This is a genomic window from Aliiruegeria lutimaris, from assembly GCF_900099935.1.
Classification (GTDB): domain Bacteria; phylum Pseudomonadota; class Alphaproteobacteria; order Rhodobacterales; family Rhodobacteraceae; genus Tropicimonas; species Tropicimonas lutimaris.
In genome coordinates, this window is sequence record NZ_FNEK01000085.1 from 1 (window position 1) to 20,084 (window position 20,084).

The window sequence follows — 20,084 nt, forward strand, 5'->3', positions numbered from 1 at the left end:
CCCGGAGTTGGACCCGGGCACAGTTGTAGTCCTCGACACCCTGGCCACCCATCGCAACAAAGATGCAGAAGCTGCGCTCAGGGCGCACGGTTGCTGGTTTCTCTACCTGCCGCCGTACAGCCCCGACCTGAATCCCATCGAACAGGCGTTTTCCAAACTGAAGGCGCATCTACGCAGGATCGGTGCGAGGACCTTCTCCGGGCTATTCAACGCAATCGGCGAGGTCTGCGATCTCTTCAGCCCGCAAGAGTGCTGGAACTATTTCCAAGCCGCCGGTTACGCTTCAACGTGAACTGGAACCGCTTTAATCTGACAATGTTCAGCTCCGTGTTAGCAATTGGTATCCAGGCGCAGTAATGGCTTTGACCGTGGTGATTGGCGCTTCCTCGACCCAGGTCGTTCGCTCGATGACGAGTAATGCAGACTCTGTTCCGCAGCCAAGCAGATCGGCAGTCTGGTCGTCCGCGGACTCGGCGTAAAAGCGCAGGTCACACCGGCTGTAAGGCTTGTTCAGGACGAGCCACTCGTTGGCACTCTGATGTGCGAGGTCGACGTCAAGGATCTCGGGCACCGTCCGAAGGCAGATCCAGCGGTCCTCAAGGATATAGGGCCGGCCGTCTGAGAGGTGCAACGCCTCGACCTGCAACATTTTCTGCGGCTCGGCGAGTTCAAAGACGCCCAACACCCGGCTGGGAGCTGTCTTTATTTCCCTGCGGATCATTTGGTAGCCGTACCGGCTTCCTTTCTGTTCGACCTCCCGTCGCGTTACCGGGATATCGAGTGTCGCGCGTGTAACCGGGTCTGGACGGACCCGAGTGCCGCCTTTGCGGCGTCGTTCGACGAGTCCGCTGTCCGAAAGGTCCTGCATCGCCCGCTGCACGGTGGAGCGAGCGCAGTTCAGATCCTCGGCAATGTCGGCGTCACGCGGAAGGCGGTCGCCCGGCATGTAGCGTCCGGTCAAGATCGCCTCATGGATCTGGTCGCGCACATCCTTCCACGAAAGACGCATCGCGGTTGTCATATGTCCTGTCCCAGTTCTTTTACGACCGAAGCATAGGCGCTCACGATGGCATCGCGTGACGTGTGACGCCCGTCATTCACCATGTGCCGTCCGGCGCTCCAGACATCGGTAACGCAGTTGCGTCCGCGCCCGGTAAAGATCAGGCTGTCCAGCAGCGTGTCGCCACGTCGATTGCAGAGCCATTCGTTGTCGGTGGAAATCGCGATCAGGTCGGCGATCTGGCCTTCGGCAATTTGTCCCGAAGAGCGTCCCGCGGCCTGTGCACCTGCCTGTGCTATCGCATCGTAGAGCACCCGCCCCGTCGATCTTTCGGGTTCCGCCATCACCGCGCGGCTGCGGTCACGGAGGCGTTGGGAATACTCCAGCGTTGCCAACTCCTCCCAGAGCGAAATATGGATGTTCGAGTCCGATCCGACACCGAATTTACCGCCAGCGTCTCGAAAAGTCGGTCCGTTGAAGATGCCGTCCCCAAGGCTCGACTCGGTGATCGGGCAGAGCCCGGCCACGGCACCCGTCGCCGCCAGCGCGTTGGTTTCGTTGCGGGTCATTTGCGTGCAATGGATCAGGCACCACCGATCGTCAACGGCCGTGTTGGCAAGCAGCCAGTCCACCGGGCGCGCTCCGATATGGGTTTCCAGTTCCTCGACCTCGGCGACTTGTTCGGCGAGATGCATGTGGATCGGTCCATCAGATCCCAGCGTCTGCACCGAGGCAAGCGCTTCCGGCGACACCGCGCGCAGGGAATGGGGGGCGATACCAATACCGAAATCACCTCGACCTTTTGCAATGGACGCGGCGCTGTCCGCGAAGAGATCCGCATAGAGATCGGTGTTGCAACCGAACCGCTTTTGCCCGCCTTCGAGTGGCCGCCTGTCGCAGCCCCCGTAGGTGTAAAGGACAGGCAGAAGCGTCAGCCCGATTCCGGTGGCCTCTGCTGCCGCCCGGATGCGTTCCGCCATCTCGGCGAGATTGGCATAGGGCCTGCCGCCGACATCGTGGTGGAGATAATGGAACTCGGTCACCGCCCCATAACCTGCTTCGAGCATCTCCATGAATGCGAGCGCGGCAATGGCCTCGACATGGTCGGGCGTCAGACGGTCAAGAAAGCGGTACATCAGGCGGCGCCAGGTCCAGAAACTATCGCGCGGGTCGGGCCCCCGTGTCTCCGTAAGGCCGGCCATCGCACGCTGAAAGGCGTGGCTGTGCAGATTGACCGGCGCGGGCAGCAGGAGATCGACTCGTTCAGCGGCGACCTTTGCCGCGCTCCCTGCCGGCGATACGTGAGCGATTCGGCCATCTTCACCGATTGAGACGGAAAGATCGTTCACCCAGCCGCTCGTTGTAAGAGCCTGACTTGCGTGGATTTCCTTCACGACAACGCCTCCGTTGACAAAATTAAGTAGGCACATAATATTTTTATGTGCTCTGTTTATCAAGGGACTCGGATGTCGGGGATCAAGATCATTACCGATGCCTCTGTGGCAAGGATGGACGGGTCCGACGGCGGCTATGGCCTCCTTCGGAATGCCGCTGTCGCGATCAAGGGCGATCAAATCGAGTGGGTCGGCGACATGTCCGACCTGGCCGAGCAATACGCCGATGCGCCACGCCATACGGTTGAGGGGCGGCTCGTGACCCCGGCGCTGATCGACTGTCATACCCACATCGTGCACGGTGGAAACCGGGCACGGGAGTTCGAGATGCGGCTCGAAGGCGCGAGTTACGAGGATGTCGCTCGCGCGGGGGGCGGCATTGTCTCGACGGTCAAAGCGACACGCGAAAGCAATGAAAAGGTTCTTCTTTCCCAAGCGTTGACCCGGGCTGACGCTTTGATTTCCGAGGGCGTATGCGTCATCGAGGTCAAATCGGGCTACGGACTAGATGTCGAAACCGAGCTCAAGATGCTTCGTGTCGCTCGCGCCATCGAGCAGCTGCGGGCGGTACGTGTGGTGACATCCTTCCTTGGCGCGCACGCCGTGCCGCCGGAGATGGAGGCGGATGCCTATATTGACGAGGTCTGCTTGCCGGCACTGGAGGCCGCGTTCGAAGAGGGGCTGGTCGACGCAGTCGATGGCTTCTGCGAAGGGATCGCCTTCGACACGGCCCAGATCTCACGTGTCTTCGACAAGGCGCAATCGCTTGGTCTGCCAGTGAAATTGCACGCAGAGCAGTTGAGCAACTTGGGCGGCACACGCCTTGCCGCCGAACGGGGGGCGCTCTCGGTCGATCATGTCGAATACGCGACGAACGACGACGCCCAGGCTGTGGCCGACGCCGGCAGTGTTGCCGTGCTCCTGCCCGGCGCCTTCTACACGTTGCACGAAACGCAAAGACCGCCCGTCGCCTCGTTCCGCGCTCACGGCGTGCCTATGGCGGTTGGTACGGACTGGAACCCCGGTTCCTCGCCCATGGGCTCTCTGTTGCTGGCGATGAACATGGCCTGCACGCTCTTCGGTCTGACGCCGGCGGAAGCGCTGACTGGAACCACTCGAAACGCTGCGCGCGCGCTCGGGTTGGACGATTGCGGCGCAATTGCCTCCGGCCTGCGGGCTGACCTTGCAATCTGGAATGTCGAAGATCCTGCGGAGCTTTCCTACCGCATCGGAGTGAACCCGCTCTACCGCAGGATATTCGGAGGAGTCTGGTAATGGCCGTACTAACCCCCGGTACGACGGACCTCTCCACGCTTGAAGCAATCTGGAGGGGAGACCAGGACGGGAAACTCGATCCGACCGTTCGTGGGGCCGTGGATGCAGCAGCGGAGCAGGTTCGTCTGGCCGCGCGCGGTGATCGGCCTGTTTATGGCGTAAACACCGGTTTCGGAAAGCTCGCCTCGGTGCGGATCGATGCCGAGGATACCGAAACACTGCAACGCAACCTGATCCTGAGCCATTGTTGCGGGGTCGGCGAGCCGCTCGATGCGCCGACGACCCGGCTAATGATGGCGCTGAAGCTCCTCTCGCTCGGCCGCGGCGCCTCGGGGGTGCGGTGGGAGATCTGCGAAGTGATCGAGGCGATGCTAGCCACTGGCGTCACCCCGGTCATTCCTTCTCAGGGATCGGTCGGCGCCTCCGGCGATCTCGCACCGCTGGCCCACCTTGCAGCTGTGATGATCGGCGAGGGCGAAGCCACGCTTGGCGGCATTCGTATGTCCGGAGGGGAGGCGCTGGCTCAGGCCGGCCTTATGCCCGTGGTTCTCGGCCCCAAGGAAGGGCTTGCGCTGATCAACGGCACGCAGTTCTCCACCGCCTGCGCGCTTGCAGCCTTCTTCGATGCCGGCAGGCTTCTGCGCGCATCGGTTGTCACGGCCGCAATGTCGACCGACGCAATCATGGGCTCGACCCAACCCCTGCAGCCCGAGATCCACGCCTTGCGTGGCCAACCTGGCCAGATCGAGGTTGCTGCAGCGATGCGTGCGCTGATGGAGGGCAGCGAGATCCGGGCAAGCCATCTCGACAGCGACACCCGAGTGCAGGACCCGTACTGCATACGCTGCCAGCCCCAGGTCGTGGGGGCAGCGTTGGACCTGCTGCGATTTGCCGGGCGGACGCTGGAAATCGAGGCCAACGCGGTCACGGACAACCCACTGGTTACCAGCGAGGGGATCCTCTCCGGCGGGAATTTTCATGCCGAGCCTGTCGCCTTCGCGGCTGACCAGATTGCGCTCGCACTGTCGGAGATCGGGGCCATCGCGCAACGGCGTGTAGCGCTCATGGTCGATCCGGCACTCAGTTTCGACCTGCCGCCGTTCCTCACCCCTGCGCCGGGGTTGAACTCGGGCTTCATGATCGCCGAGGTCACCACCGCGGCGCTGATGAGCGAGAACAAGCACCTCGCCAACCCATGCTCGACGGACTCCACGCCAACCTCGGCCAACCAGGAAGACCATGTCAGCATGGCAGCGCACGGTGCCCGGAGATTGGCGCGCATGAACGCCAACCTTTCGGTCATCCTTGCGGTTGAGGCGCTCTGCGCCGCGCAGGGTATCGAGAGCCGCGGGCCGCTTCAAACCTCGCCGGGTCTGCAATCTGTTCTCTCCGCGATCCGCGCCGAGATTCGCGCGTTGAACGAGGACCGCTACCTCGCCCCCGACATCGAAACCGCCGCCCGCCTCGTGCGCGACGACGCGCTGGCATCGGCCGCGACACTGGAACTGACACCATGAGTTTTGTGGAAATTTCCCGCGGCGACACGCCGCTTGTCCTTGGCCTGCCGCACACAGGAACGGATGTGCCCGAGGAGATCTGGGACCGGCTCAACGAAACCGGCCGCGCCCTTGCCGACACCGATTGGCACATCCACGAGCTCTATGCCGGCCTCGTCGACGGAGCGACCACCGTCCGCACCACGATCCACCGCTACGTCATCGACGCGAACCGGGATCCGGGTGGCGTGAGCCTCTATCCGGGGCAAAACACCACCACACTTTGTCCGCTCACAGATTTCGATGGCAAGCCGATTTGGCGCGAGGGCGAGGAGCCTGACGCGGAGGAAATTGCCCGCAGGACAGCCGCATACCACGCGCCGTATCACGAGGCGCTTACCCGTGAACTCGAGCGCGTACGTTCAAAACATGGCTTCGCGATCCTTTACGACTGCCACTCGATCCGGTCGGAAATCCCCTTTCTGTTCGAAGGTACGTTGCCCGATCTGAACATCGGAACGAATGACGGCCTTAGCTGCGCTCCGGAAATTCAAGCTGCCGCCTGGGAGAATGCCGACGCGTCGCCATATCGCGCTGTTCTGAACGGGCGGTTCAAGGGCGGCTGGACTACTCGCCATTATGGCCGGCCAACGGAAGACCAGCACGCGATCCAGATGGAGATCGCGCAAAGCGCCTACCTGGATGAGGAAACGCCACCCTGGCGTTGCGAAGACGCGAAAGCGGCCCTCCTCCGGAGCCACCTGAAGAATATTTTGAACGCCCTTGTCGACACTGCGATGGAGATAAAACCGTGAACAATCCACGCCACAACCTGCGCGACATCTACCCGGACACCGGAACTGAAATCACTGCCAAGAGCTGGCTGACGGAAGCAGCGATGCGGATGCTCATGAACAACCTGCACCCGGACGTCGCGGAAAACCCGCACGAGTTGGTGGTCTATGGCGGGATCGGGCGCGCCGCCCGGACCTGGGCCGATTTCGACCGCATCGTCGCGTCGCTGAAGGATCTCGAGCCCGATGAAACGCTAGTGGTGCAATCGGGCAAGCCGGTGGCGATCGTCCGGACACACACCGATGCGCCGCGCGTTCTCATCGCCAATTCCAACATCGTCCCGCACTGGGCGAACTGGGAGCATTTCAACGAGCTCGATCGCAAGGGCCTGATGATGTACGGCCAGATGACCGCAGGCTCATGGATCTATATCGGCAGCCAGGGCATCGTTCAGGGAACCTACGAGACGTTTGCCGAAGCCGGGCGCCAGCACTATGGCGGTGATCTCACGGGCAAGTGGATCCTGACCGGTGGGCTCGGCGGGATGGGCGGCGCCCAGCCGCTGGCGGCGGTGATGGCCGGTGCCAGTTGCCTTGCAGTCGAGTGCAATCCCGACAGCATCGATTTCCGCCTGCGCACACGATACCTCGACGAGAAGACCGAGAGCCTCGACGAGGCCCTGGAGATGATCGACCGCTGGACCAAGGCGGGTGAGGCGAAATCCGTGGGCCTGCTTGGAAACACTGCGGACATTGTTCCGGAAATCCTGATGCGCGGCGTGCGACCGGACATCGTGACGGACCAGACCTCGGCCCACGATCCTCTGAATGGTTATTTGCCGCAAGGTTGGACCATGGCGGAGTGGAGGTCGCGCATCGAGACCGATCCGAAAGCGGTTGAGAAGGCAGCCCGTGCCTCGATGAAGGTGCATGTCGAGGCGATGGTGGGTTTCCACGAGGCGGGCGTGCCGACGGTCGACTACGGCAACAACATTCGCCAGATGGCGTTCGAAGAAGGGTTGGAAAACGCCTTCGCCTTTCCCGGTTTCGTGCCTGCCTATATCCGCCCGCTTTTCTGTCGCGGCGTCGGGCCGTTCCGGTGGGTCGCGCTGTCAGGCGATCCGGAGGATATCCGCAGGACCGACGAGGCGATGAAGGAACTCTTTCCGGACAATGCGCATCTCCACAACTGGCTCGACATGGCGCAGGATCGGATCGCCTTCCAGGGGCTTCCCGCACGTATCTGCTGGATCGGCCTCGGCGACCGCCATCGGGCGGGGCTCAAGTTCAACGAGATGGTTGCCTCAGGCGAGTTGAAAGCGCCGATCGTGATCGGGCGCGACCATCTCGACAGCGGCTCGGTTGCTTCCCCCAACCGCGAAACCGAAGCGATGAAGGACGGCTCCGACGCAGTCAGCGACTGGCCGCTTCTCAACGCCCTCGTGACCACGGCAAGTGGCGCGACCTGGGTTTCGCTGCACCACGGCGGTGGCGTCGGGATGGGCTTTTCCCAGCACGCAGGCGTTGTGATCGTGGCCGATGGCACACCCGAGGCGGCACGCCGATTGGAACGTGTCCTTTGGAACGACCCGGCGTCGGGCGTTTGGCGTCACGCGGATGCAGGCTACGAGACAGCTATCGAGTGCGCACGCGAACATGGACTGCGCCTGCCGGGGATCCTGGGAAACTGAGCGATGCATAATCCCACGAAGCCGCGGAAGACGGCTCGGGGGCAAGGCCCGAAACCACCTCTAGACCAACCTACCAACAAGGAGTGACGAAGATGGACAGACGTAAATTCCTCAAGGTCGGCGCCGTTGGCGCAGCCGCCGTACCACTGGCGAGCCCGGCGCTCGCGCAAGGAACGATGCAGTGGAAGATGGTTACTGCCTGGCCCAAGAACCTGCCTGGACCCGGCGTTGCGGCCCAGATGTTGGCCGACCGGATCACCACGCTCTCGGGCGGGCGCATCGAGGTCAAGCTGTACGCAGCTGGCGAGCTTGTCCCGGGCCCGGGCGTTTTCGACGCGGTGAGTGAAGGCACGGCGGAACTCTACCACGCGGTGCCAGCCTATTGGGGCTCGAAGTCCAAGGGTATCCTGCTGTTCGGCTCGCAGCCCTTCGGCCTGTTGGCCGACGAGCAGTTCGGATGGATGGCCCACGGTGGCGGCCAGGCGCTTTACGACGAGATGTATGGCCGCTTTGGCGTCAAACCCTTCCTTTGCGGAAATTCCGGTCCGCAATGGGGCGGTTGGTTCCGCAACGAGATCAACTCTGCCGAAGACCTCAAGGGTCTGAAGTTCCGCACCACCGGTCTCGCCTCGGAAATGTGCTCCAAGCTTGGCATGGCGGCCGAAGCGATGTCCGGCCCGGCCATGTTCCAGGCCCTTCAGACCGGCGCGCTCGACGCCGGCGAGTTCATTGGTCCCTGGACCGACAGCGCGTTGGGCTACCAGCAGATCGCAAAGAACTACTACTGGCCGGGTGTCGGCGAGCCTTCTTCGGCTGAAGAGTGCGGTGTTAATGCCGAGGTGTTTGGCAGCCTGCCTGACGATCTGAAGAACGCCGTCGCGATGGCCTGCGAAAGCCTCTACAACCCTGTCTGGACCGAATACGTGACCAAGCACGCTATTTCGCTCAAGAAACTGGTCGAAGAGGACGGGGTTCAGATCAGGGAGTTCCCGGAAGATGTGATCGCCGCGATGGGCCAAGCCGCCGCTGAAGTCATCGCAGAGTTGCGCGAGAACGACGACGAGCTGGTGCAACGCATCACCGAAAGCTTCCTTGCTTATCGCGACAACGTTGGTGCGTACAAATCCTATGCGGATAACGGACAGATGAACGCCCGCGCCAAGGTGCTGGGTTACTGAGCTGCGTTCGGCGCGTCGATCTCCGGCGCGCCGAACCAAAAACGAGGGACGCGATGCTGAAAACTGCCGACATGCTCGACGCGATCAACCGCCGCCTTGCCAGCGTCCTGCGCTGGTTCGCGATTTTCATGGTGCTGATCCAGTTCGGGATTGTGATCGGGCGTTACGTTTTCGGCGTCAACTCCATTTGGGTGCAGGAGAGCGTGCTCTACCTGCACGCCGCTCTTTTCATGCTTGCCGCAGGCTACACGCTACAGGTGGACAAGCACGTCCGGGTCGACATCTTCTATGCCAAGGCGTCCCCCACCACTCGCCGCCGGATCGATATTGCCGGGCACCTTTTCCTGCTTCTGCCGTCAGTGGCAGTGCTCGCATGGTGGTCCTGGCCATCGGTTCGCAATTCCTGGAAGATCCTCGAAGGGCCTATATCGGTCGGCGGCATTGAGGCCGTTTTTCTCCTGAAATCCCTTATCCCCGCCTTTTGCGCACTCGTGGCGCTGCAATCCTTGGCAATCCTTTTGCGGCTTTTCGCCGGCGAGGGCGAAGAATGACCAACAATCTAGATCTGTTGATGTTCGTTGCGCTGATCGCCTCAGTCCTGTCCGGCTTTCCCGTCGCCTTCAGCATCGCGGGCGTCGCTGTCTTATTTGCCTATTTCGGATGGGTCGTTGGCGTCATGGACATATCGCTCCTTGGCGCCTTCGGGCAGCGCGCCTTCGGGTTGCTTTCCAACCAGGTGCTGATCGCCATTCCGCTCTTTGTCCTGATGGGGGCGCTTCTCGAGAAAAGCCGTATAGCCGAGGAGTTGCTCGACACGATGGGGCGCGCCTTCGGTCAGCTTCGCGGCGGCCTCGGAATCTCCGTGGTGCTGGTGGGCGCGCTCTTGGCTGCCTCGACCGGCATTGTCGGCGCGACAGTCGTTGCTATGGGGCTCATCGCATTGCCCACAATGCTTCGCTCCGGTTACGATCCGCGCGTGGCGTCCGGGATTGTCTGCACCGCGGGAACGCTCGGACAGATAATTCCGCCTTCGACTTTGCTGATCATCCTCGCGGATGTCATGTCGAATGCCTACCAGCAAGCGCAGTACGAACAGGGAAAGTTCTCCGTCGAAGCGCTCTCCGTAGGCCAGTTCTTCGCCGCGGCGCTAATTCCTGGTCTGGTGCTCGTGTCGCTGTACCTGATCTACATCCTCATTCGTGGGGCGCTGCGCCCGATGGACATGCCGCCGGCCCCGGCCGATGTCCCGCGGCCGACCCGGTCCGAGGTCTTGAGCGCAATCGTTCCTCCGATTCTCCTCATCTGTGCAGTATTGGGTTCGATCCTGTGGGGACTCGCGACCCCGACCGAGGCTGCTGCGGTTGGCGCCGTCGGGGCACTGCTCATGTCTGGCGCGCGTGTCGGCCGGTATCGCAGGCTCATTCTCATCGGCGCCGGTGCGCTGATCGTTCTGGCAATTGCCGCCGGCATCTTCCCCGTTCGCCTGCAACGCAGTGATCTTGGGCTCGCGGCGCAAATGGCGGGAATGTCCTATGTCCTGATCGCCATACTGGGAGCCGCAGGCGTTCTCGCCGCACTGACCAATGTTCTACGAGAGCGCATGGTGCAGGATGCCCTGACCTCCACCATGACGATGACGGCGATGATCTTTGCGACCATTCTTGCGGCGGGCATGTTCTCGCTTGTCTTCATCGGGCTTGGCGGAGAGGAGCGGATCGCCCATTGGTTGGCGAACCTGCCGGGTGGAGCGACCGGCGCTCTTCTCGTCACCATGCTGATTGTTTTCCTGCTGGGCTTCTTCCTCGATTTTGTCGAGATCTCGGTGATCGTTCTTCCGCTCGTGACGCCAACGCTTATCCTGCTTGGTCACGACCCGATCTGGCTCGGCATAATACTGGCAATCAACCTGCAGACTTCGTTCCTGACTCCACCCTTTGGCTTTTCGCTATTCTACTTGCGTGGATCGGCGCCTGACGAAGTGACAACCGGCCATATCTACCGCGGTGTAATCCCCTTCATCGGTCTGCAAGCACTCGGCGTGGCCTTTGTTTGGTTCATCCCATCCTTGGCTACGTGGCTTCCGTCCATCATGTTTTGAAGCGTTCTTTTCAAGGCAACCTGATTTCACGCCGAACGCTTTTACTATCGGGCATGGAGGCGCTGTCAGGGGAGCCTGGCTTGCGGCGGGGCAGGGGGCTGAGTGGCTTCTCCGGATGACGAAACGCGACCCGTTCAAATTCTTCAAGACGAGCCGCGAGACCATCCGCCTGGCGGTCATGATATGCGTCCGTTTCCCGCTGTCGCCGCGAAAAGCAGAGGTGGTCCGGGTTTCTCGGCCAGTTTTCAGCCTGTTTAAGAAGGATCAGGGTTTCACATCAGGCTGCCATTCTCATGGGTTCAGTTTTGCTGGCATGCACCTCGTCAGGGGTCAAGATACCATGGGTCGAATGCGGTCGCTCATCGTTGTGGTAGTCCAGCCAAGTGCGGATGCCGGCCATCGCCTCTGAACCGGTCTCAAAGGCATGCAGATAGACGCACTCGTACTTGAGGGATCGCCACAGGCGTTCGATCATGCGGTTGTCGATCCAGCGGCCCTTGCCATCCATGCTGATCTCGACCGCAGCCTCGCTGAGGACGTCAATCTAGCCCGCGCTGGTGAACAGGCCGCTCTGGTCGGTGTTGAAGATTTGCGACTTGCCGTGCGTGGCCAGCGCTTCCTTCAAGGCATCGTCGCAGAAGTCTGCCTCCAGCGTGTTCGACAGCCGCCACGCCAGCACCTTTCGGCTGTACCAGTCCATGATCGCCACCAGGTAAAGAAAGTCCCGATGCATCGGGATGTAGGTGATGTCTCCACACCAGACCTGGTTTGGTCGGTCGATCATCATGCCCCTCAGCAGGTATGGTCAGATCTTGTGCTGCGGATGCTTTTTGCTGGTGTTGGGCTCTTGTTAGATTGGGACCATCCGCATGAGGCGCATCAACCGCCGCGCCCGATGGCGGTCGCACTTGTGGCCCTGCCGCCGCATATACCGAGCCATTTGCCGAGACCCGTACCACGGCGTTTCCAGGAACTGCCTATCAATGTTTGCCATGAAGCTAAGGTTCTCTGTGCTCTCGCCCGTCGGCTGGTAGTACAGGTTGGACCGCGTCAGCGTCAGCAGGGTGCACTGAGGCCAAACGCTCAGCTTATGATCCTTGCCCACCATTTTTTGCCTTGCTTCCCGAGCAGTTGAACCGAGGCATCAGCCCAAAATCCCGCTCCACCACCAGTTGCCCGAACTTGGAACGCAACTTCTCGATCTCGACCGTATTGGCTGGACCAGGATCGGACCCTCGTCGCGTAAACGCTGTCGCCATGTTCTGGGTTGCCGCTCGTTTCAACGTGCTGATCTGGGGCGCATGCACGCCGTACTTCTTCGACAAATCCGCCAGCGTCATCTCTTCCCGGATCGCCTCAAGAGGAAACTTGGCTTTGAACTCGGGCGAATGGTTCTTTCTCTTCGTCATCTTGGATCGTGTCTCTCGCCAGGCGATCCACCATAGCAACTGGTCCGAACCCCCGCGACCACCTCTCTGCAGCATGGTCCTGCGCATCAGCGCCATGCACCTGGAAAACATTCTTCGCAATATCAAGTCCGAAGGTCGCAATCTCTGGCATAACCGCCTCCAATTTGGATTGTGACAAACCCACCGTGGTACATCAGACGCCGTCGGGGAAGGTTATATCATCAATGCCATCGAAAACCCAAAACTGGGCCATGGTTTGGACCAAGAAGGGGGATGGAGCACGGCTCGGAAATAGCTTTCAGTGTTGTGGCCCCCGAGACGAAATTTGCCTAAGGTTGTCGCCGAGATTTATGGGTAGGAAGAGGGTCGGTGGCTTTCACGCTTCGTCAAGTTCAGTACTTTGTTGCAGTTGCGGAGCACGGCACTATCAGCCACGCGGCGCAAGCGCTGTCGATTTCTCAATCGTCGGTGACCGAGGCCGTTCGATTTCTCGAGGACGACCTCGGGGTCAAGTTGTTTGACAGGCACCCGAGGGGCCTCCGAATTACTCATAAAGGGCACCAGTTTCTCCGCCACGCAACGTCGATCCTTTCCGAAGTCTCGGGCGCGCGCAGGGCTCTGGAACTCGAAGGAGAGGAGATTACCGGGACGCTTCAACTTGGTGTGACGTCGCTGATGGCTGGATATGTCATGTCGGACTTGCTGGCGCGATACCGGCGAGCCAATCCGCTCGTGGAGGTCTCGGCGATCGAGGACAATGGCGAATATCTCGAACATCTGCTGGTTGGCGGCGAACTGGACGTTGCCGTCATGGTCACCTCTAACCTGAACGACCGGATGGCACTGCAGGTGGAAATTCTCGAGGTTTCGCCCTATCGCCTCTGGCTGCCGATCGGGCATCGGTTGGTGGCCCAGGATTCAATCACGCTCGACGATCTGACCGGCGAACAGTTGATCATGCTGGACATCGACGAGATGGGCGAAGCGGCGGTCAAACTGCTCTCGGCGCTCGGTACGCGGCCGAAGATCGCGTTTCGCACCAAGTCGGTCGAGGCAGTTCGCAGCCTGGCCGCAACCGGCGCTGGAATCGCGCTTCTGCCGGACCTCGTATACCGTCCATGGTCGCTTGAGGGAGACCGGATCGTATCGCGGGATGTCTCTGGTTCTCTACCCGTGGTTCAGGTTGGCATGGCTTGGAGAAAGGGCTCTCCACTTTCCAAGGCTGCGCGTGATTTCATCACGATTGCGCAAGAACATCGATCTGTGAGAGACCGACAGAAGTAGATATCGGAATTTCCGATATTGATCATCTGAATTTTGAATTTGCGAACGCGGATCACGGCGCGCATCCTTTGTGGCAATTCAGAAGCCCAAAAGGGTTCGGACTTACCCAACAGGAGAACGGAAATGCGCGCCTCACCCCAAAAAGCAATTCTACTTGCCACGGCAAGCCTTCTCGCCACTCAGGCGATGGCCGCCGACATGCTGACAGAAATCGGAGCTGGCGAAGGCCAGGTGAACATCGTGGCCTGGCCGGGCTACATCGAGCGCGGCGAGACCGACGCCGCGTTCGACTGGGTCACCAAGTTCGAAGAGGCCACCAGCTGCAAGGTCAACGTCAAGACCGCCAACACCTCCGACGAGATGGTTGCGTTGATGAACGAAGGCGGCTTCGACCTCGTCACCGCTTCGGGCGACGCTTCGCTGAGGATGATCGCCGGCAAGCGGGTGCAGCCGGTCAATATCGACCTGATCCCGAGCTGGAACACGGTCGACGACCGCCTGAAGGAAGCGCCCTGGCATTACGTGGACGGCACCCATTACGGCACGCCCTACATGTGGGGCCCGAACGTGCTGATGTATTCCACCGAGGCCTTCGCCGAGCCGCCGACAAGCTGGTCGGTGGTGTTCGAGGAAACCACGCTGGCGGACGGCCAGAGCAACAAGGGGCGCGTGCAGGCCTATGACGGCCCGATCCACATCGCGGACGCCGCCAACTACCTGATGCACCACAAGCCCGAGCTTGGCATCACCTCGCCCTACGAGCTGAACGCCGACCAGTATGCCGCCGCGCTCGACCTGCTGCGCGGCCAGCGCGAACTGGTCTCGCGCTACTGGCACGACGCCTTCATCCAGATCGACGATTTCAAGAACGAAGGCATGGTCGCTTCCGGCTCCTGGCCCTTCCAGGTGAATCTGCTGCAGGCCGATGGCGTCAAGGTCGCCTCGGTGATCCCGGAAGAAGGCGCCACCGGCTGGGCCGACACCACCATGATGCACGCCGAGGCGGAGAACCCGAACTGCTCCTACATGTGGATGGAGCACACCCTGTCCTCGAACCTCCAGTCCGACCTGTCGGTCTGGTTCGGCGCCAACCCGGCCGTGCCCGCCGCCTGCACCGACGGTCGCGGCATGCAGACCGCCGAAGGCTGCACCAGCAACGGAATGGACGAGTTCGAGAAAATCAAGTTCTGGCAGACCCCCGTTTCCAAATGCGAGAGCCAGGGCGAGTGCGTGCCCTACTATCGCTGGGTTTCGGACTACATCGGCGTGATCGGCGGCCGTTAAATTCGATCAAGTACCACCACTCACGACCCACCGCCCATTTTTGGGCGGTGGGCACTCCCAAGAGATTCACATGACACCTGCAGTAAGATTCAAAGGCGTTTCGCGCCATTATGGCTCCGTGCGTGCCGTTGACGAGGTCGATCTGAGCATTGCCGAAGGCGAGTTCTTTGCCATGCTCGGGCCGTCCGGTTCCGGCAAGACCACCTGCCTGCGCCTGATCGCCGGGTTCGACCAGCCGACCGCCGGCGAGATCGTCATCTTCGGCGAGAATGCCGGCGGCGTTCCGCCCTACAAGCGCCACGTCAACACCGTGTTCCAGGATTACGCGCTGTTCCCGCACATGAACGTGCTCGACAACGTCGCCTATGGCCTGATGATCGCCGGGGTGCCCAAGGCCGAGCGGCACAAGCGGGCCGAGGGCGCGCTGGAACTCGTGGCCCTTCCGGGCTTCGGTGGCCGCAAGCCCTCCGAGCTTTCCGGCGGCCAGCGGCAGCGCGTCGCGCTGGCACGCGCGCTGATCAACGAGCCCCGCGTCCTGCTGCTCGACGAGCCGCTCGGCGCACTCGACCTCAAGCTGCGCGAGCAGATGCAGGAGGAACTGAAGGACCTCCAGCGCAAGCTCGGCATCACCTTCATCTTCGTCACCCATGACCAGGGCGAGGCACTGTCGATGGCCGACCGCGTTGCGGTGTTCAACGAGGGCAAGATAGTGCAGATCGGCAAGCCCGAGGACGTCTATTACCGCCCGGAAGTGCCCTTCGTCGCCGATTTCGTCGGTTCCTCCAACGTGCTGCCGCCGCATGTGGTCGAAAAGCTCGCCGGGAAATGGGCCCATGCCAGCGTCCGCCCCGAAGCCGTGGAACTTATCGATGCCGGTCTCGGCGCCGACGGGCTGCACGCAACCGTGCATTCCACCGCCTTCCTCGGCACCGCGACCCGCGTTTCGCTCGATCTCGACGGGTTCTCGATGGTCGCGCTGCTGCCCAAGGGCGCGCGCATCCCCGAATCCGGCGAGCAGGTCCATGTCAAATGGTCCCCCGAGGACCTGCACCTGATGGACGCCGCCTGATGAGCGAGCACGTCCTTGAAACCGAACGTTCCGGCGGGCTGAGAGGCATCTCGGATGTGCTGTGGCGCAATCCGCGGCTGGTGATCTTCCTGCTGCTGGCCCCGCCCGCGCTCTGGCTCGGGATCGTCTATCTCGGCTCGCTCTTTGCCCTTCTGGCACAGAGCTTCTTCTCGATCGACGAGTTCTCCGGGCTGATCCAGTACGAACTGACGCTCAAGACCTATCGCGAGCTTTTCACGCCAGCCAATTTTGACATTATCGTGCGGACGGTGGTGATGTCCGCCTGCGTGACCATTGCCGCCGCGATCATCGCCTTTCCCATCGCCTATTTCGCGGCGCGTTACGCCAAGGGAAAGTGGAAGGCCCTGTTCTATATCGGGGTCATGCTGCCGCTCTGGTCGAGCTATCTCGTCAAGGTCTACTCGTGGAAGCTGATCCTGGCCAAGGAAGGCATCCTCAACTGGCTCTTCGAGACGCTGCACCTGAGCTGGCTGCTGAATGCCTATCTCTCGATCCCGGTGATCGGCGGCAACTCGCTCTCGGTCAGCGCCACGGGCACCTTCCTCGTGTTCCTCTATGTCTGGCTGCCCTTCATGGTGCTGCCGATCCAGGCCTCGCTGGAGCGCGTGCCGGCCTCGATGCTCGAAGCCTCGGGCGATCTCGGCGCCTCGCCGCGGCAGACCTTCCGCCACGTGCTGCTGCCGCTGGCACTGCCGGGGGTGATCGCAGGCTCGATCTTCACCTTCTCGCTGACTCTCGGCGACTACATCATCCCGCAGATCGTCGGCACCTCGCGCCGCTTCATCGGCCAGGCCGTCTATTCCTACCAGGGCACGGCCGGAAACATCCCGCTCGCCGCCGCCTTTGCCGTGGTGCCGATCGTGATCATGGCCTTCTACCTGTGGGTCGCAAAACGAAAGGGGGCCTTCGATGCGCTCTGATCGTGCCCCCCTGGGCCTGAAAATCGCCGCCGGCGCGGGGCTCGCCTTCATGCACCTGCCGATCGTGCTGATCTTCATCTATGCCTTCACCACCGAGGACAAATCCTATCAATGGCCGCCCCCCGGCCTGACGACCAAGTGGCTGGCCGTCACCTGGAACCGTCCGGATGTCTGGGAGGCGCTGTCGCTCTCGCTGCGCGTCGCCGCGATTTCCACCGCCATCGCCCTGGTGCTCGGCACGCTCTGCGCCGCCGCCGTCAGCCGGTCGAAATTCTTTGGCCGCGAGGCGATCTCGCTCATGGTGATCCTGCCGATTGCCCTGCCGGGCATCGTCACCGGCATTTCGCTGCGCTCGGCCTTCCACCTGGCGGACATTCCGTTCAGCTTCTGGACCATCGTCCTTGGCCACGCGACCTTCTGCGTCGTGGTCGTCTACAACAACGCCGTGGCGCGGTTCCGCCGTACGTCCGGTTCGCTGATCGAGGCGTCGATGGATCTCGGCGCGGACGGGTTCCAGACCTTCCGCCACGTGATCCTGCCCAACATCTCCACCGCACTTCTCGCGGGCGGGATGCTCGCTTTCGCGCTCAGCTTCGACGAGGTGATCGTCACCACCTTCACCGCCGGACAGCAGCAGACGCTGCCGATCTGGATGCTGGAGGAGTTGGTGCGCCCACGTGAACGCCCCGTGACCAACGTTGTCGCCATGATGGTGGCGCTGGTCACGCTGCTGCCGATCCTCGGCGCCTATTACCTGACCCGCGGCACGGACACCGTCGCCGGACAGGGCAAATGAGAACAGGGAGAAAACCATGGAAACCAACATGCTGATAGGCTCCAGCTTCGAGGCGGGAACCGAGATCGAGGAACTGGTGCTCAACCCGCGCACGGGCGAGACCATCCTCAAGATGCCCGAGGCCAACGCCGAGCAGATCAACCGCGCGGTGGCAGCTGCCCGCAAGGGCTTTGCCGCCTGGTCGCGGACAACTCCGGCCGAACGTGCGGAAAAGCTGCTGGCGATTGCCGACGCGGTAGACGCCAACCTTGAGGAACTCGCGCAGCTGGAGGCGCTGAACTGCGGCAAGCCGATCGGGGAGGTCCGCACGGCCGAGGTGCCGGCAGTGTCCGACTGCTTCCGTTACTTCGCGGGGGCGGTACGCAACATGCACGGGCCGCTCGCGGGCGAATACATGGAGGGCCACACCTCGATGATCCGCCGCGACCCCGTGGGCGTCGTCGCCTCCATCGCGCCGTGGAATTACCCGATGATGATGATGGCATGGAAACTGGCGCCGGCGCTGGCGGGCGGCAACACGGTGGTGCTCAAGCCCTCCGAACAGACGCCGCTGACGGCACTGAAGCTGGCACAGATCTTGTCCGACATCCTTCCCGAAGGCGTGGTGAACGTGATCGTGGGGCAAGGCGCGAGCGTCGGCGACACGCTGATCAACCACCCCGGTGTCGACATGATCTCGATCACCGGCGACATTGCGACCGGCAAGAAGGTGCTGGTGGCCGCCGCCAATTCGGTCAAGCGGACGCATCTGGAACTGGGCGGCAAGGCCCCGGTCATTGTCTATGACGACGCCGATCTGGACCGGGTGGTCGAGGGGTTGAAGGCCTTCGGTTATTACAACGCGGGACAGGACTGCACCGCAGCCTGTCGCATCTATGCGGGCAAGAAGATCTACGACAAATTCGTGGCCGAGCTTTCCGGCGCGGTGTCGTCCATCGTCTATGCGAACGACGACGACATGCTCAACGAAATCCCGCCACTTATCAGCAAGCGCCAGCGCGACCGCGTGGCGAGCTTCGTGCAGCGCGCCGCCGACCAGAGCCACATGGAGGTCGTCACCGGCGGCACTGTGCATGACGGGCCGGGCTTCTACTACAAGCCCACCGTCATCGCCGGCGCCCGCCAGTCCGACGAGATCGTTCAACGCGAAGTTTTTGGCCCGGTTGTCTCCGTCACACCCTTCGGCGACGAGGATGACGTGATCGGCTGGGCGAACGACAGCCAATACGGCCTGGCCTCCTCGGTCTGGACGAGCGACATCGGTCGGGCGCTAGATGCATCGTCGAGGCTCCGCTACGGCTGCACCTGGGTCAACACGCACTTCATGCTCGTCAACGAAATGCCCCATGGCGGCCTGAAGCAGTCGGGCTATGGCAAGGACATGTCGATGTTCGCGCTGGAGGACTACACCGCCGTGCGCCACGTCATGATCGCGCACTAGATCGGCCGATATCGGCCAAGATCGCGTCTGACCTCCGGCCTTGTTGTTTTCCGTGGCCGGAGGTCGTCGTTTGCGCAAAAGGCCACCGCTGTTTGCGAAGCGCTTTCCGGGCGGTGTCAGAGGAACTTAGCTTGTCGCAGGGCAGGGGGCTGGGAAGCGTCCCTTGATGTCGAAACCTGACCTATTCTAACACTTCAAGACGAGCCGCGAGATCATCCTCGTGGTGGTCATGATTTACGTCCGCTTCCCTCTTTCGCTCCGGAACGTCGAGGGCCATTGGCGCGAGCGGAGTGTCTATATCTGCCATGAAACTGTCCGGGCTGGTGGCAGCGTGTCGGCCCGATGTTTGCCTCGGAGATATGGAGGCGCTGGACTGAGGGAAATTGGGGCCGAGGGTCGGCAGGAAACCGGCCGCGGGTTGAACGACACGGCAGAGAACTCACACCTGCTGTTCCGGCCACGGGAGCGGCCAACGCTCCGCTTCCGGCAAATGCGAACTCTGCAGACGTTCGCCGTGGTCCAGTCTTCTGTTCAAAATCATTTCAGCCAGGAACGCCACCTCTATTCCCGCACCGATTTCAAGCTGAGCCGCGCCGCCGCTCTTCTGTGGTTGCCGCCCGTAATGCAAGAAGTTTCCGACCTTGCCGGCGCGTGATCGAGTGCGGTCTTCTGTAAGGCCTTGAGATGCGGTACTTGCAAACGCCGCAGGCCGGTATGGTGATCTGCGGATCGGGTCCAAATCTCGCCGTCGTGCTTGTTGCACTAAGAGCGGCCCTGGTTTTCCCACTCCCGATCTGTTCGATCGTTTTGCCCATTCAGGTCGTCGTCTTCTCACACCCCCTTGGCACCGTCGCTAGCGGCTAGACATGCACATCATGCCGCAACAGCCAGCGTCGGATCCCTGTAATTTTCGTTCTTTGTCAGCATCGCCCAG

Annotated in this window: 16 protein-coding genes and 3 pseudogenes; 16 read left to right on the forward strand and 3 right to left on the reverse strand. The window is 61.8% G+C overall.

Annotation, left to right across the window (positions count from 1 at the left end; genetic code table 11):
- The coding region (locus tag BLR85_RS24215) for a transposase (protein WP_170844743.1) at positions 1 to 292 on the forward strand (292 nt) is incomplete at its 5' end.
- A gap of 27 nt (positions 293 to 319) precedes the next feature.
- Here BLR85_RS24215 and BLR85_RS24220 read toward each other — a convergent pair.
- Together BLR85_RS24220 and BLR85_RS24225 are read right to left on the reverse strand one after the other, a co-directional pair.
- On the reverse strand, positions 320 to 1,021 hold the full coding sequence (locus tag BLR85_RS24220; RefSeq protein WP_093163517.1) for a GntR family transcriptional regulator: 702 nt from the start codon (positions 1,019 to 1,021) through the stop codon (positions 320 to 322).
- The gene (locus BLR85_RS24225; RefSeq protein ID WP_093163519.1) at positions 1,018 to 2,394 is read right to left on the reverse strand and encodes a formimidoylglutamate deiminase; all 1,377 of its coding nucleotides are present in this window, start codon (positions 2,392 to 2,394) and stop codon (positions 1,018 to 1,020) included. The genes BLR85_RS24220 and BLR85_RS24225 overlap by 4 nt, the downstream gene beginning before the upstream one ends.
- 114 nt (positions 2,395 to 2,508) lie before the next feature.
- Here BLR85_RS24225 and hutI point away from each other — a divergent pair, with 114 nt between their 5' ends.
- The 8 genes and pseudogenes from hutI to BLR85_RS30025 form a co-directional block, all read left to right on the forward strand.
- The gene (gene hutI, locus BLR85_RS24230) at positions 2,509 to 3,669 is read left to right on the forward strand and encodes an imidazolonepropionase (RefSeq protein ID WP_244520860.1); all 1,161 of its coding nucleotides are present in this window, start codon (positions 2,509 to 2,511) and stop codon (positions 3,667 to 3,669) included.
- Positions 3,669 to 5,186, forward strand: a complete 1,518-nt coding sequence (gene hutH, locus BLR85_RS24235; protein ID WP_093163525.1) for a histidine ammonia-lyase — start codon at positions 3,669 to 3,671, stop codon at positions 5,184 to 5,186. Before hutI ends, hutH begins: the two co-directional genes overlap by 1 nt.
- Complete coding sequence (gene hutG / locus BLR85_RS24240) at positions 5,183 to 5,980, forward strand: N-formylglutamate deformylase (protein ID WP_093163528.1); 798 nt, start codon at positions 5,183 to 5,185, stop codon at positions 5,978 to 5,980. Before hutH ends, hutG begins: the two co-directional genes overlap by 4 nt.
- Positions 5,977 to 7,650: a urocanate hydratase gene (gene hutU / locus BLR85_RS24245; protein WP_093163531.1), complete on the forward strand. Its 1,674-nt coding sequence runs from the start codon at positions 5,977 to 5,979 to the stop codon at positions 7,648 to 7,650. Before hutG ends, hutU begins: the two co-directional genes overlap by 4 nt.
- 92 nt (positions 7,651 to 7,742) lie before the next feature.
- Positions 7,743 to 8,828, forward strand: coding sequence for a TRAP transporter substrate-binding protein (locus BLR85_RS24250; protein WP_093163535.1), 1,086 nt, complete (start codon positions 7,743 to 7,745; stop codon positions 8,826 to 8,828).
- A 53-nt stretch (positions 8,829 to 8,881) separates the two neighbouring features.
- Complete coding sequence (locus tag BLR85_RS24255; protein ID WP_093163538.1) at positions 8,882 to 9,379, forward strand: TRAP transporter small permease subunit; 498 nt, start codon at positions 8,882 to 8,884, stop codon at positions 9,377 to 9,379.
- Positions 9,376 to 10,926 (forward strand): TRAP transporter large permease, encoded by a 1,551-nt coding sequence (locus BLR85_RS24260; RefSeq protein ID WP_093163541.1) that lies wholly within the window; start codon positions 9,376 to 9,378, stop codon positions 10,924 to 10,926. Before BLR85_RS24255 ends, BLR85_RS24260 begins: the two co-directional genes overlap by 4 nt.
- A 115-nt stretch (positions 10,927 to 11,041) precedes the next feature.
- Positions 11,042 to 11,146 (forward strand): annotated as a pseudogene (locus tag BLR85_RS30025) (IS6 family transposase); the annotation flags it as partial.
- A gap of 57 nt (positions 11,147 to 11,203) precedes the next feature.
- Here the strand turns inward: BLR85_RS30025 and BLR85_RS24265 are convergent.
- A pseudogene (locus BLR85_RS24265) lies at positions 11,204 to 12,335 on the reverse strand (IS3 family transposase).
- Positions 12,336 to 12,704: 369 nt separating this feature from the next.
- Between BLR85_RS24265 and BLR85_RS24270 the strand changes: the two are divergent.
- The 7 genes and pseudogenes from BLR85_RS24270 (at position 12,705) to BLR85_RS24300 (ending at position 19,805) form a co-directional block, all read left to right on the forward strand.
- Entirely contained in the window at positions 12,705 to 13,619 is a 915-nt protein-coding gene (locus tag BLR85_RS24270; protein ID WP_093163544.1) for a LysR family transcriptional regulator, read from the forward strand.
- Between the two features lie 123 nt (positions 13,620 to 13,742).
- The gene (locus tag BLR85_RS24275; RefSeq protein ID WP_093163547.1) at positions 13,743 to 14,903 is read left to right on the forward strand and encodes an ABC transporter substrate-binding protein; all 1,161 of its coding nucleotides are present in this window, start codon (positions 13,743 to 13,745) and stop codon (positions 14,901 to 14,903) included.
- Positions 14,904 to 14,973: 70 nt separating this feature from the next.
- Complete coding sequence (locus BLR85_RS24280) at positions 14,974 to 15,972, forward strand: ABC transporter ATP-binding protein (RefSeq protein WP_093163550.1); 999 nt, start codon at positions 14,974 to 14,976, stop codon at positions 15,970 to 15,972.
- A complete protein-coding gene (locus BLR85_RS24285; protein WP_093163552.1) occupies positions 15,972 to 16,913 on the forward strand; it encodes an ABC transporter permease in 942 nt (313 codons plus the stop codon). The genes BLR85_RS24280 and BLR85_RS24285 overlap by 1 nt, the downstream gene beginning before the upstream one ends.
- Positions 16,903 to 17,709, forward strand: coding sequence for an ABC transporter permease (locus BLR85_RS24290; protein ID WP_093163555.1), 807 nt, complete (start codon positions 16,903 to 16,905; stop codon positions 17,707 to 17,709). Before BLR85_RS24285 ends, BLR85_RS24290 begins: the two co-directional genes overlap by 11 nt.
- A gap of 16 nt (positions 17,710 to 17,725) precedes the next feature.
- Positions 17,726 to 19,150 (forward strand): gamma-aminobutyraldehyde dehydrogenase, encoded by a 1,425-nt coding sequence (locus tag BLR85_RS24295; protein ID WP_093163557.1) that lies wholly within the window; start codon positions 17,726 to 17,728, stop codon positions 19,148 to 19,150.
- Positions 19,151 to 19,361: 211 nt separating this feature from the next.
- A pseudogene (locus BLR85_RS24300) lies at positions 19,362 to 19,805 on the forward strand (hypothetical protein).
- Positions 19,806 to 20,084 lie beyond the last annotated feature (279 nt).

Bases quoted from the DNA above. Each gene is read 5' to 3' on its own strand.
- BLR85_RS24290 (WP_093163555.1), top strand. From the start codon at position 16,903: ATGCGCTCTGATCGTGCCCCCCTGGGCCTGAAAATCGCCGCCGGCGCG.
- BLR85_RS24220 (WP_093163517.1), bottom strand. From the start codon at position 1,021: ATGACAACCGCGATGCGTCTTTCGTGGAAGGATGTGCGCGACCAGATC.
- BLR85_RS24275 (WP_093163547.1), top strand. From the start codon at position 13,743: ATGCGCGCCTCACCCCAAAAAGCAATTCTACTTGCCACGGCAAGCCTT.
- BLR85_RS24250 (WP_093163535.1), top strand. From the start codon at position 7,743: ATGGACAGACGTAAATTCCTCAAGGTCGGCGCCGTTGGCGCAGCCGCC.
- BLR85_RS24295 (WP_093163557.1), top strand. From the start codon at position 17,726: ATGGAAACCAACATGCTGATAGGCTCCAGCTTCGAGGCGGGAACCGAG.
- hutI (WP_244520860.1), top strand. From the start codon at position 2,509: ATGGACGGGTCCGACGGCGGCTATGGCCTCCTTCGGAATGCCGCTGTC.
- BLR85_RS24255 (WP_093163538.1), top strand. From the start codon at position 8,882: ATGCTGAAAACTGCCGACATGCTCGACGCGATCAACCGCCGCCTTGCC.
- hutG (WP_093163528.1), top strand. From the start codon at position 5,183: ATGAGTTTTGTGGAAATTTCCCGCGGCGACACGCCGCTTGTCCTTGGC.
- BLR85_RS24260 (WP_093163541.1), top strand. From the start codon at position 9,376: ATGACCAACAATCTAGATCTGTTGATGTTCGTTGCGCTGATCGCCTCA.
- BLR85_RS24280 (WP_093163550.1), top strand. From the start codon at position 14,974: ATGACACCTGCAGTAAGATTCAAAGGCGTTTCGCGCCATTATGGCTCC.
- BLR85_RS24285 (WP_093163552.1), top strand. From the start codon at position 15,972: ATGAGCGAGCACGTCCTTGAAACCGAACGTTCCGGCGGGCTGAGAGGC.
- hutH (WP_093163525.1), top strand. From the start codon at position 3,669: ATGGCCGTACTAACCCCCGGTACGACGGACCTCTCCACGCTTGAAGCA.